The organism is Rhizobium esperanzae, assembly GCF_002204185.1.
Lineage (GTDB): Bacteria > Pseudomonadota > Alphaproteobacteria > Rhizobiales > Rhizobiaceae > Rhizobium > Rhizobium esperanzae.
Map to the genome: position 1 here is coordinate 32,446 of NZ_MXPU01000022.1, position 11,803 is coordinate 44,248.

General features: G+C 61.5%; 13 protein-coding genes and 2 tRNA genes. All 15 read left to right on the forward strand.

Annotation, left to right across the window (positions count from 1 at the left end):
• Window positions 1–76 precede the first annotated feature (76 nt).
• The 15 genes from B5E41_RS26080 to nuoK all read left to right on the forward strand — a co-directional run bounded on the left by B5E41_RS26080 (window position 77) and on the right by nuoK (window position 11,796).
• A tRNA-Asp gene (locus B5E41_RS26080) sits at window positions 77–153 on the forward strand.
• Between the two features lie 51 nt (window positions 154–204).
• Window positions 205–281 (forward strand) — tRNA-Asp (locus B5E41_RS26085).
• Window positions 282–528: 247 nt separating this feature from the next.
• Window positions 529–894, forward strand: a complete 366-nt coding sequence (locus B5E41_RS26090) for an NADH-quinone oxidoreductase subunit A (protein WP_010055493.1) — start codon at window positions 529–531, stop codon at window positions 892–894.
• Window positions 885–1,469, forward strand: coding sequence for a NuoB/complex I 20 kDa subunit family protein (locus B5E41_RS26095; protein ID WP_064801815.1), 585 nt, complete (start codon window positions 885–887; stop codon window positions 1,467–1,469). Before B5E41_RS26090 ends, B5E41_RS26095 begins: the two co-directional genes overlap by 10 nt.
• Before the next feature lie 18 nt (window positions 1,470–1,487).
• Window positions 1,488–2,090: an NADH-quinone oxidoreductase subunit C gene (locus B5E41_RS26100; protein ID WP_085859162.1), complete on the forward strand. Its 603-nt coding sequence runs from the start codon at window positions 1,488–1,490 to the stop codon at window positions 2,088–2,090.
• 67 nt (window positions 2,091–2,157) lie between these two features.
• On the forward strand, window positions 2,158–3,348 hold the full coding sequence (locus B5E41_RS26105) for an NADH-quinone oxidoreductase subunit D (RefSeq protein WP_064801819.1): 1,191 nt from the start codon (window positions 2,158–2,160) through the stop codon (window positions 3,346–3,348).
• Window positions 3,348–3,620, forward strand: a complete 273-nt coding sequence (locus B5E41_RS26110; protein ID WP_011424926.1) for a hypothetical protein — start codon at window positions 3,348–3,350, stop codon at window positions 3,618–3,620. The genes B5E41_RS26105 and B5E41_RS26110 overlap by 1 nt, the downstream gene beginning before the upstream one ends.
• 16 nt (window positions 3,621–3,636) lie before the next feature.
• Window positions 3,637–4,797, forward strand: a complete 1,161-nt coding sequence (locus B5E41_RS26115; protein WP_088396662.1) for an NADH-quinone oxidoreductase subunit E — start codon at window positions 3,637–3,639, stop codon at window positions 4,795–4,797.
• A 10-nt stretch (window positions 4,798–4,807) separates the two neighbouring features.
• Window positions 4,808–6,112: an NADH-quinone oxidoreductase subunit NuoF gene (gene nuoF, locus B5E41_RS26120; RefSeq protein WP_088396663.1), complete on the forward strand. Its 1,305-nt coding sequence runs from the start codon at window positions 4,808–4,810 to the stop codon at window positions 6,110–6,112.
• Window positions 6,113–6,114: 2 nt separating this feature from the next.
• Window positions 6,115–6,816 carry a 5' DNA nuclease gene (locus B5E41_RS26125; protein ID WP_088396664.1) on the forward strand — a complete coding sequence of 234 codons (702 nt, stop codon included), beginning with the start codon at window positions 6,115–6,117 and terminating at the stop codon, window positions 6,814–6,816.
• Between the two features lie 221 nt (window positions 6,817–7,037).
• Window positions 7,038–9,119: an NADH-quinone oxidoreductase subunit NuoG gene (gene nuoG, locus B5E41_RS26130; protein WP_088396665.1), complete on the forward strand. Its 2,082-nt coding sequence runs from the start codon at window positions 7,038–7,040 to the stop codon at window positions 9,117–9,119.
• A gap of 12 nt (window positions 9,120–9,131) precedes the next feature.
• Window positions 9,132–10,175 (forward strand): NADH-quinone oxidoreductase subunit NuoH, encoded by a 1,044-nt coding sequence (nuoH, locus tag B5E41_RS26135; protein ID WP_064801830.1) that lies wholly within the window; start codon window positions 9,132–9,134, stop codon window positions 10,173–10,175.
• Between the two features lie 40 nt (window positions 10,176–10,215).
• On the forward strand, window positions 10,216–10,707 hold the full coding sequence (gene nuoI / locus B5E41_RS26140; RefSeq protein ID WP_004680064.1) for an NADH-quinone oxidoreductase subunit NuoI: 492 nt from the start codon (window positions 10,216–10,218) through the stop codon (window positions 10,705–10,707).
• A gap of 142 nt (window positions 10,708–10,849) precedes the next feature.
• On the forward strand, window positions 10,850–11,464 hold the full coding sequence (locus tag B5E41_RS26145) for an NADH-quinone oxidoreductase subunit J (RefSeq protein WP_085859166.1): 615 nt from the start codon (window positions 10,850–10,852) through the stop codon (window positions 11,462–11,464).
• A gap of 23 nt (window positions 11,465–11,487) precedes the next feature.
• A complete protein-coding gene (gene nuoK / locus B5E41_RS26150) occupies window positions 11,488–11,796 on the forward strand; it encodes an NADH-quinone oxidoreductase subunit NuoK (protein ID WP_010066755.1) in 309 nt (102 codons plus the stop codon).
• Window positions 11,797–11,803: the final 7 nt, after the last annotated feature.

Consider the following 11,803-nt stretch of genomic DNA (forward strand, 5'->3'; position numbering starts at 1 on the left):
CGTAGTTAGCCGCTCATCGAAACGGGCAGCCGTTTTGGTGAGGGTGCGAAGGCATCCGGATTGCTTGAAATGAAGTGCGGGTGTAGCTCAGTCGGTTAGAGTGCCGGCCTGTCACGCCGGAGGTCGCGGGTTCGAGCCCCGTCACTCGCGCCATTTCAAAGCAGGCGTTCAGACGCCACGGTCCGGCTCTTTCATCCACTATGCGCGGGTGTAGCTCAGTCGGTTAGAGTGCCGGCCTGTCACGCCGGAGGTCGCGGGTTCGAGCCCCGTCACTCGCGCCATTCTCTTCCGAAAGCCATGCAGTTTCCAAGGGTCAGGCATGCAGCTTGAATCGACTTCTGCGGATTTGTCGCGACATCGTTGCATCTGCTTGATAATGTCCGCGCCCGACGCGTCGAATTGCCTCTGTAAAAGTCTTGCGCCGCGGCGTCGGCTGCGCTAACCACGGCTTGTTGCAACGCACGTTCGCTTGTCGGGCAATTGCCCAAATGCGCCGCCTGGCGCCTCCGGCAAGCAAGGATGAACATGATGACTGAACTGCTCAGTTCCTATATTCCGATCGCTATCTTCATCGCCATCGCGCTCGTTATCGGCCTGGCGCTGCTCATTGCGCCGTTCGCCGTGGCTTTCAAAGCGCCCGATTCGGAAAAGCTTTCGGCTTACGAATGCGGCTTCAACGCCTTCGACGACGCCCGCATGAAGTTCGACATCCGTTTCTATCTCGTGTCGATCCTCTTCATCATCTTCGACCTCGAGGTCGCCTTCCTCTTCCCCTGGGCCGTTTCCTTCGGCGCCATCGGCTGGTTCGGCTTCTGGTCGATGATGGTCTTCCTCCTCGTGCTGACCATCGGCTTTATCTATGAATGGAAGAAGGGAGCCCTGGAATGGGAGTGACCCCTGTGAGCAATCAGCCGCTCGTCGCGCCGCAGCCGAAGGGGATCATCGATCCCTCGACCGGCAAGCCGATCGGCAGCAACGACGCATTTTTTGGCGAGATCAACAACGAACTCGCCGACAAGGGTTTCCTCGTCACCTCGACGGACGAACTGATCAACTGGGCTCGCACCGGCTCCCTGATGTGGATGACCTTCGGTCTTGCCTGCTGCGCCGTCGAAATGATGCAGCTCTCCATGCCGCGTTATGACGTCGAACGCTTTGGTTTCGCGCCGCGCGCTTCGCCGCGCCAGTCCGACGTGATGATCGTCGCCGGCACACTGACCAACAAGATGGCGCCGGCTCTGCGCAAGGTTTACGACCAGATGCCCGAGCCGCGTTATGTCATCTCGATGGGCTCCTGCGCCAATGGCGGCGGCTATTACCATTATTCCTATTCCGTGGTGCGCGGTTGCGACCGCGTCGTGCCGATCGACATCTACGTGCCGGGCTGTCCCCCCACGGCGGAGGCACTGCTTTACGGCGTGCTTCTGCTGCAGAAGAAGATCCGCCGCACCGGCACGATCGAACGCTAAGGGTTAAGGACAAGGCATATGAGTGAAGCCCTGACTGAGCTTGCCTCCTATCTTGGCGAAACGCGCGGCAACCTGATCGCCGCTTCGCAGATGAAGTATGGCGAGCTGACGCTGACGGCGACGGGTGAGAACCTGATCGCGCTGCTGACCTTCCTGCGTGACGACGCCAAATGCGGATTCGTCAATCTGATCGATATTTGCGGCGTCGACTGGCCGCAGCGCGAACTGCGTTTCGACGTCGTCTATCATCTGCTGTCGCCGAAGAGGAACCTGCGCATCCGTGTCAAGGTCGCAACCGACGAGGATACGCCGGTCCCATCGGCCTGTGCGGTTCATCCCGGCGCCGATTGGTTCGAACGCGAAACCTGGGATATGTACGGCGTCCTGTTCACCGGCCACCCGGATCTGCGTCGCATCCTGACCGACTACGGTTTCGAAGGCCACCCGCTGCGTAAAGACTTCCCGACCACTGGTTTCGTCGAGGTCCGTTACGACGACGCTGCAAAGCGCGTCGTCTACGAGCCAGTGGAATTGAAACAGGAATTCCGCAATTTCGACTTCATGTCTCCCTGGGAAGGCACGGAATATGTGCTGCCGGGCGACGAAAAGGCGAAGCAGTAGGATCTGAAGAATACACCATTGCCTATTGCCTATTGGCTAATGCCTGCAATAGCGGAGCGCGTTGCAAATGACAGAACATAACGTCCGCAACTTCAACATCAATTTCGGACCGCAGCATCCGGCGGCGCACGGCGTTCTTCGTCTTGTCCTGGAGCTTGACGGCGAAATTGTGGAGCGAGTCGATCCGCATATCGGCTTGTTGCATCGCGGCACCGAGAAGCTGATCGAGACCAAGACCTATCTGCAGGCGGTGCCCTATTTCGATCGGCTCGATTATGTCGCGCCGATGAACCAGGAGCATGCCTATGCGCTGGCCGTCGAAAAGCTGCTCGGCATCGAGATCCCGATCCGCGGGCAGCTGATCCGCGTGCTCTATTCGGAGATCGGTCGCATCCTCTCGCATCTCTTGAACGTCACGACGCAGGCGATGGACGTCGGCGCGCTGACGCCGCCGCTCTGGGGCTTCGAAGAGCGTGAAAAGCTGATGGTGTTCTATGAGCGCGCCAGCGGTTCGCGCATGCATGCCGCTTATTTCCGCCCGGGCGGCGTCCACCAGGATCTGCCGGAAAAGCTCGTGCAGGACATCGGCGACTGGTGCGATCCGTTCCTGAAGGCGCTCGATGATATCGACGACCTGCTCACCGGCAACCGCATCTTCAAGCAGCGCAACGTCGATATCGGCGTCGTCTCGTTGGAAGATTGCTGGGCCTGGGGTTTCTCCGGCGTCATGGTGCGCGGTTCGGGCGCCGCCTGGGACCTGCGTCGCGCCCAACCCTACGAATGTTATTCCGATCTTGAATTCGACATCCCGATCGGCAAGAACGGCGACAATTACGACCGCTACCTGATCCGCATGATCGAGATGCGCCAGTCGGTCCGCATCATGAAGCAGTGCGTCAATCGCCTGCTGTCGGATGCCAAGACCGGTCCGTTCTCGTCGATCGACGGTAAGGTGGTGCCGCCGAAGCGCGGCGAGATGAAGCGCTCGATGGAAGCGCTGATCCACCATTTCAAGCTCTACACCGAAGGCTACCACGTGCCGGCCGGCGAGGTTTATGCCGCCGTCGAGGCGCCGAAGGGCGAGTTCGGCGTCTATCTCGTCTCCGACGGCTCGAACAAGCCGTATCGCTGCAAGATCCGCGCTCCGGGTTACGCCCATCTGCAGGCGATGGACTTTATGTGCCGCGGCCACCAGCTTGCCGACGTCGCTGCCGTCCTTGGCTCGCTTGATATCGTCTTCGGCGAGGTGGACCGCTGATGCAGCTTCTGCCGCTGGCCGTCGCAATTCTTCTTGCGGCATCCGGGGTTTCGGCCCAGGAGGCCGACACCCTCGGCACGCCGCTGGGTCATAAGGAAGTGACGCCGCCGGCGGCGCAAGCGTCCATGGGCGAGCTTTTGTCCAAGGGCTATCAGATCAAGGCCGCCGTTCCGAACGGCAGCAAATTCGTCGTATTTATGCAGAAAGACCAGTCGGCCTATGCCTGCGAAATGCAGTCTTTGACCGCTTCGCGGTGTGGAACCCTAAACTGACAAGGCGTGAGGAAGAATGTCCGTTCGTCGATTAGCCGAAGATCAATTTCAGCCTGCCGCATTCGCTTTCAGCGATGAAAATGCGGTTTGGGCGGACAAGACGATCCAGAAATACCCCGCCGGCCGCCAGCAATCGGCGGTCATTCCGCTGCTGATGCGAGCGCAGGAACAGGACGGCTGGGTCACGCGCGCGGCGATCGAAAAGATCGCCGACATGCTTGACATGGCCTATATCAGAGTGCTCGAGGTCGCGACCTTCTATACGCAGTTCCAGCTGCATCCCGTCGGCACGCGCGCCCATGTCCAGGTCTGCGGCACCACGCCCTGCATGCTGCGCGGTTCGGAAGCGCTGATGTCGGTCTGCAAGAGCAAGATCCACGCGCACCCCTTCGAGCGCAATGCCGAAGGCACGCTCTCCTGGGAAGAGGTCGAATGTCTTGGCGCCTGCGTCAACGCCCCGATGGTGATGATCGGCAAGGACACCTATGAAGATCTGACGCCCGAACGTCTCGAAGAGATCATCGACACCTTTGCCACCGGCAATGGCGCGAGCATCAAGCCGGGCACCCAGGTCGACCGGATATTCTCAGCACCTGAAGGCGGCCTGACCTCGCTCACGACGGAAGAGCCGAAGGCAAGGACACGCGCCAAGAAGACCGATGCCGAAAGCGTGTCGGCGCCGGCCGACGGCGCGCCGATCCCGCCCTCCGAGGCCGGCCGCCCGAAGAGCACCGATGCCGAGACCAATGCGGCGTTGAAGACGCCGGCAACGGCGCCGAAGGGGGCGGCGAAAAACGCCAAGGCAGCCGAGCAGCAGCCGGTTTCCGGCACTGCGCCTGCCGAGCCCGCGCCGGCCGCGAGGGCCGAAACCGCCGCGGCGGCCAAGCCAAGCCTGACCGACAAGAACCGCCCGGCCGGCATCGAAAAGCCCGCCGCTCCGGATGACCTGAAGATGATCTCCGGCGTCGGTCCGAAGATCGAGGCGACATTGAACGAAATCGGTATCTTCACCTTCTCGCAGGTGGCAGGCTGGAAGAAGGCCGAGCGCGAATGGGTCGATGGCTACCTGAATTTCCGCGGCCGCATCGAACGCGACGACTGGGTCAAGCAGGCCAAGGCGCTCGCCAAGGGCGGCGAAGCGGAATATATCAAGGTCTTCGGCAAGAAGCCGCGGTAAGAGGTGAAGCATGTTACAAGATAAAGACCGCATCTTTACCAACATCTACGGCCTCAAGGACAAGTCCCTGAAGGGCGCGATGAGCCGCGGCCACTGGGACGGCACCAAGCAGATCCTCGAAAAAGGCCGCGACTGGATCATCAACGAGATGAAGGCCTCTGGCCTTCGCGGCCGCGGCGGAGCCGGCTTCCCCACGGGTCTCAAATGGTCCTTCATGCCGAAGGAAAGCGACGGCCGCCCGCATTACCTCGTCGTCAATGCAGACGAATCGGAGCCCGGCACCTGCAAGGACCGCGACATCATGCGCCACGATCCGCATACGCTGATCGAAGGCTGCGTCGTCGCGAGCTTCGCCATGGGCGCCAATACCGCTTATATCTATGTGCGCGGCGAATATATCCGCGAGCGCGAAGCGCTGCAGGCGGCAATCGACGAATGCTATGACTTTGGCCTGCTCGGCAAGAACAACAAGCTCGGCTGGGACATGGACATCTTCGTCCATCACGGCGCCGGCGCCTATATTTGCGGCGAGGAAACCGCGCTGCTCGAAAGCCTCGAAGGCAAGAAGGGTCAGCCGCGCCTGAAGCCGCCATTCCCGGCCAATATGGGCCTCTACGGCTGCCCGACGACGGTCAACAACGTCGAATCGATCGCCGTTGCGCCGACGATCCTGCGTCGCGGCGCCGGCTGGTTCTCGTCGATCGGCCGTCCGAACAATGTCGGCACCAAGCTGTTCATGCTCTCCGGCCACGTCAACAAGCCGTGCACGGTCGAAGAGGAAATGGGCATCACCTTCCGCGAACTGGTCGACCGCCATGCCGGCGGCATCCGCGGCGGCTGGGACAATCTGCTCGCGGTCATTCCCGGCGGCGCATCCTGCCCGATCGTTCCGGCCAAGGACATCATCGACTGCCCGATGGATTTCGACGGCCTGCGCGGCGTCGGCTCTTCCTTTGGCACAGCCGCCGCCATCGTCATGGACAAGTCCACCGACGTCATCAAGGCGATCGCCCGCATCTCCGCCTTCTTCAAGCACGAGAGCTGCGGCCAGTGCACGCCCTGCCGCGAAGGCACCGGCTGGATGTGGCGGGTGATGGAACGCATGGCCAAGGGCAATGCCCAGAAGCGCGAAATCGACATGCTGTTCCAGGTGACCAAGCAGATCGAAGGCCATACCATCTGTGCGCTCGGCGACGCCGCCGCATGGCCGGTGCAGGGTCTGATCCGTAACTTCCGCCCGGAGATCGAAAAGCGCATCGACCAGTATACGGCAAGCGCGCTCGACCACGGCGCGGTTCTGGAGGCGGCTGAATAATCATGACGGACAAGGCATCGAAAAGTGGGAAGAAGGAAGAGACCGCCGATATCGCGGCCGGCTTCGGCCGTCTTGCCGCCGAGATGCTGGAAAACGCACAGGCGTTGCCTGTGCATCCGCTGATGGCGCATCCCGCCGCAGCCTTTGCCGCCGCAACGGCGATCGGCTTCGGTTTCTCGACGCAGATGGCGGGCGCCTTTTTCGGGGCCTTCCAGAGCGCGCTGGAGACGACCGGCAAGCTCGCGGCCGCCCTCGACGATACGCCGCCGGACGAACCGATGCCCGATGTCGATATCCGGCCGGAAAATATCCGTCCGGCTGTCAAGGTTTTCACCAAGCCCGCGGCCGACAAACCCGAGCTCGAGAAGAAGGCAGGGCCGAGACTGACCGTTGTTAAACCGGCGAGCGCGCCGATCCCGGCAAGCGAACCGCAGCCGGCCAGCAAGGCAAAATCGGTCGTGAACGCAAAGCCGGTTGCGCGGGCTACAAAGGCCGACGATCTCAAGCTGATCGCCGGCATCGGCCCGAAGCTGGAGCAGGTGCTGAATGCCAGGGGCGTTCGCAGCTTTGCTGAGATTGCCGCCTGGACCGACGAGGACATCGCCCGGCTCGACGCCGATCTTGGCTTCAACGGCCGCATCGCCCGCGACGACTGGATCGGCCAGGCGAAGGCTCTCGCCGGGCGGGGCCGCAGAAGGAAATGAACTGTCCGGCCGTGCAACCGGCCGGAAATAGGGCAGATCGGCGGACGGGCGGGGCCTCACGCTGCAGATGCCGGTGCGGGTTTCACGTCTGGAACGCGCGACAGAAAATTTGAGCGACATCGGCTGCCGGCAGGACGAAAGATCCGGCTCGGCAAAGACAATGTTGCAAAAACGGGTTTGTTTGCCGTCATCAGGCAAACGGAAAACAGGACTGAGCGACGATGGCAAAACTGAAGATTGACGGCAACGAGATCGAAGTTCCGGATCATTTCACGCTATTGCAGGCGTGCGAAGATGCCGGGGCCGAGGTTCCGCGCTTCTGCTTCCATGAGCGCCTGTCTGTTGCCGGCAATTGCCGCATGTGCCTTGTCGAAGTGAAGGGCGGCCCGCCGAAGCCGCAGGCTTCCTGCGCCATGAGCGTTCGCGACATCCGCGGCGGCCCGAACGGCGAACTGCCCGAGGTCTTCACCAACACGCCGATGGTCAAGAAGGCCCGTGAAGGCGTGATGGAATTCCTGCTGATCAACCATCCGCTCGATTGCCCGATCTGCGACCAGGGTGGCGAATGCGACCTGCAGGACCAGGCGATGGCCTTCGGCATCGACACCTCGCGTTATCAGGAAGACAAACGCGCCGTCGAGGACAAGTATATTGGCCCGCTTGTCAAGACGGTGATGAACCGCTGCATCCATTGCACGCGTTGCGTCCGCTTCACCACCGAAGTCGCCGGCATCTCCGAACTCGGTCTGATCGGCCGCGGCGAGGATGCCGAGATCACCACCTATCTCGAACAGGCGATGACCTCCGAACTGCAGGGTAACGTCGTCGACCTCTGCCCGGTCGGCGCGCTCACCTCCAAGCCCTTCGCCTTCACCGCGCGCCCCTGGGAACTGAACAAGACTGAATCGATCGACGTCATGGATGCCGTCGGTTCGGCGATCCGAGTCGACACCCGCGGCCGTGAGGTCATGCGCATCCTGCCGCGCGTCAATGAGGCGATCAACGAAGAGTGGATTTCCGACAAGAGCCGCTTCATCTGGGACGGGCTGAAGACCCAGCGCCTCGACCGGCCGTATGTCCGCCGCGACGGCCGCCTGCAGCCGGCGAGCTGGGCCGAGGCCTTCGGCGCCATCAAGGCCGCCGTCGGCGCCACCTCGGGCGACAAGATCGGCGCGATCGCCGGCGATCTCGCTTCCGTCGAGGAAATGTATGCGCTTTCCGAACTGGTGAAGTCGCTCGGATCGGCCAATCTCGACTGTCGCCAGGATGGGGCGGCACTCGACCCGTCGCTCGGCCGCGCAAGCTACATCTTCAACCCGACCATCGCAGGCATCGATCAAGCCGACGCGCTGCTGATCATCGGCGCCAATCCGCGCTTTGAGGCGGCAATCCTGAATGCCCGCATCCGCAAGCGCTGGCGCCGTGGCAAGTTCCCGATCGGCGTCATCGGCGAGCCCGGCGAACTACGCTACAGCTATGACTATCTCGGCGGCGGTCCCGACACGCTGAAGGATCTGCTCGACGGCACTCACGCCTTCGCTGACGTCCTGAAGAACGCCGCCAAGCCGATGATCATCATTGGCCAGGGCGCGCTGTCGCGCAGCGACGGCGCTGGCGTTCTCGCCAGTGCCGCCAAGCTCGCCGGTTCGGTCGGTGCGGTCGTCGATGGCTGGAACGGCTTCGCCGTCCTCCATACCGCCGCCTCGCGCGTCGGCGGCCTCGACCTTGGCTTCGTGCCGGGTGCTGCGGGCGTCAACGCCGCCGAAATGCTGCAGTCGATGGATGTGCTCTTCCTGCTCGGCGCCGACGAACTCGACTTCACCGCCAAGAAGGCCAAGCTCACCGTCTATATTGGCTCGCACGGCGATAACGGCGCGCACCATGCCGACGTCATCCTGCCGGCCGCAGCCTATACCGAAAAGTCCGGCACCTGGGTCAACACCGAAGGCCGCGTCCAGATGGGCAACCGCGCAGGCTTTGCGCCGGGCGATGCCCGTGAGGACTGGGCGATCATCCGTGCCCTGTCCGATGTGCTCGGCAAGAAGCTTCCCTTCGATTCGCTGAGTGAGTTGCGTGGCCGGCTCTATGCCGCTTTCCCGCATTTCGCCGCCATCGACGAGATCGCCGAAACCGATAGCGCCCAAATTGCCGCAGTCGCGAAAAAAGCCGGCAAGATGAACAAGTCAGGGTTTGCGTCGCCGATCAAAGACTTCTATTTGACGAACCCGATAGCGCGCGCCTCGGCTGTCATGGCCGAGTGCTCGGCATTGGCCCGCAACAACTTCAAAGTCGCGGCAGAGTAAGGGCAGGAACTCATGGATTCTTTCTTCTCAACCTATGTCTGGCCGGGGATCATCATGATCGGTCAGTCGCTGCTGCTTCTCGTCTGCCTGCTCGTCTTCATCGCTTACGTGCTGCTTGCCGACCGCAAGATCTGGGCGGCGGTGCAGTTGCGCCGCGGTCCGAACGTCGTCGGTCCCTTCGGCCTGTTCCAGTCCTTCGCCGACCTTCTGAAGTTCGTCTTCAAGGAGCCGATCATTCCGGCCGGCGCCAACAAGGCGGTGTTCCTGCTCGCTCCGCTGGTGACGGTGCTTCTGGCGCTGTCGACCTGGGCGGTGGTGCCGCTCGCCGACGGCTGGGTGATCGCCAACATCAATGTCGGTATCCTCTATATCTTTGCGATCTCCTCGCTCGAAGTCTATGGCATCATCATGGGCGGTTGGGCGTCGAACTCGAAATATCCGTTCCTCGGCGCGCTGCGCTCGGCGGCACAGATGGTGTCCTATGAAGTCTCGATCGGCTTCGTCATCGTCACCGTTCTGCTCTGCGTCGGATCGCTCAACCTGACCGACATCGTCAATGCGCAGCACAATGGCCTCGGCACCATGCTCGGCCTGCCGGCCTCGTTCCTCGACTGGCATTGGCTGTCGCTGTTCCCGATGTTCATCGTCTTCTTCATTTCGGCGCTCGCCGAGACGAACCGTCCGCCGTTCGACCTTCCGGAAGCCGAATCGGAACTCGTCGCCGGCTTCATGGTCGAATACGGTTCCTCGCCATACATGATGTTCATGCTCGGCGAATATGCGGCCGTCTGCCTGATGTGCTCGCTGACGACGATCCTCTTCCTCGGCGGCTGGCTGCCTCCGGTCGATATCTGGATCCTCAACTGGGTTCCCGGCATCATCTGGTTCATGCTGAAGGCCTGCTTCGTGTTCTTCATGTTCGCGATGGTCAAAGCCTTCGTCCCGCGCTACCGCTACGACCAGCTCATGCGCCTCGGCTGGAAGGTCTTCCTGCCGCTGTCGCTCGCCATGGTCATCATCGTTGCATTCGTGCTGAAACTGATGGGATGGGCGTAATGATCCCAGCTCTCGTTTCCGGCAAAATTGGAGGTTGAAGATGGCAAGCTTGTCCAGCTCCATCAACTCGCTGTTCCTCAAGGAATTCTTCGGCGCGTTCTTTCTGTCGATGCGCTATTTCTTCCGCCAGAAGGCGACGATCAACTACCCCTTCGAAAAGGGTCCGGTCTCCCCGCGCTTCCGCGGCGAGCATGCACTGCGCCGTTATCCGAACGGCGAGGAACGCTGCATCGCTTGCAAGCTCTGCGAGGCAATCTGTCCTGCCCAGGCGATCACCATCGAGGCCGGTCCGCGCCGCAACGACGGCACACGCCGCACCGTGCGCTACGACATCGATATGGTGAAGTGCATCTATTGCGGCTTCTGCCAGGAAGCCTGCCCGGTCGACGCGATCGTCGAAGGCCCGAATTTCGAATTTGCGACGGAAACCCGCGAAGAGCTCTATTTCGACAAGGCGCGCCTTCTCGATAATGGAGACCGGTGGGAGCGCGAAATCGCCCGCAACATCGCGATCGACTCGCCGTACCGCTGATTGATATCCGAAATGCCGCGACGGAGCTGCTCGCTCCTGTCGCGGTCAATATGCACAGGAGCTTTGCCGGCGAAGTGCCGCGAAGCTCCATCGGGCAGGGAAAACTCCCGGCTGCCCGGGGGAAGATGAAAAAGGCACCAACATGGGTCTGCAGGCTCTATTTTTCTACCTTTTCGCCTTTGTCGCGGTGGCGTCGGCGTTCATGGTCATCTGGGCGAAGAACCCGGTTCACTCGGTTCTGTTCCTGATCCTGGTGTTCTTCAACGCGGCCGGCCTGTTCCTGCTGCTCGGCGCCGAGTTCCTGGCGATGATCCTGCTCGTCGTCTATGTGGGCGCCGTCGCCGTCCTCTTCCTCTTCGTGGTGATGATGCTCGATATCGACTTCACCGAATTGAGGGCAGGCGTGCTCGAATATGCGCCGATCGGCGGATTGATCGGGATCATCCTGGCGGCCGAGTTGATCGTCGTCATCGGCGGCAGCGTCATCTCGCCCGAGATCGCCAAATCAGTCGCCATGCCGATCCCGGCGCTTACCGAGCGCACCAATACGGCCGCTCTCGGCGACGTGCTTTACACCAACTACGTCTATTTCTTCCAGATTGCCGGCCTGGTGCTGCTGGTCGCCATGATCGGTGCGATCGTGCTGACGCTGAGGCATCGCACCAATATCAAGCGGCAGAATATTTCCAGGCAGGTTGCCCGCACGCCCGCCACCGCCGTCGAGGTGGTGTCGGTCAAGCCGGGGCAGGGCGTCTAAAGGCAGGTCAAGGAACAAAGAACATGGTCATCGGACTTTCCCACTACCTGACGGTCAGCGCCATCCTCTTCACGCTCGGCGTCTTCGGTATCTTCCTGAACCGGAAGAACGTCATCGTCATCCTGATGTCGGTCGAACTGATCCTGCTTGCGGTCAACATCAACATGGTCGCCTTCTCTCACTTCCTGAACGACATTGTCGGACAGGTCTTCGCGCTGTTCATTCTGACGGTCGCGGCTGCCGAGGCGGCGATCGGTCTTGCAATTCTCGTTGTCTTCTACCGCAACCGCGGCTCGATCGCGGTCGAAGACGTCAATATGATGAAGGGCTGAGTGGCTC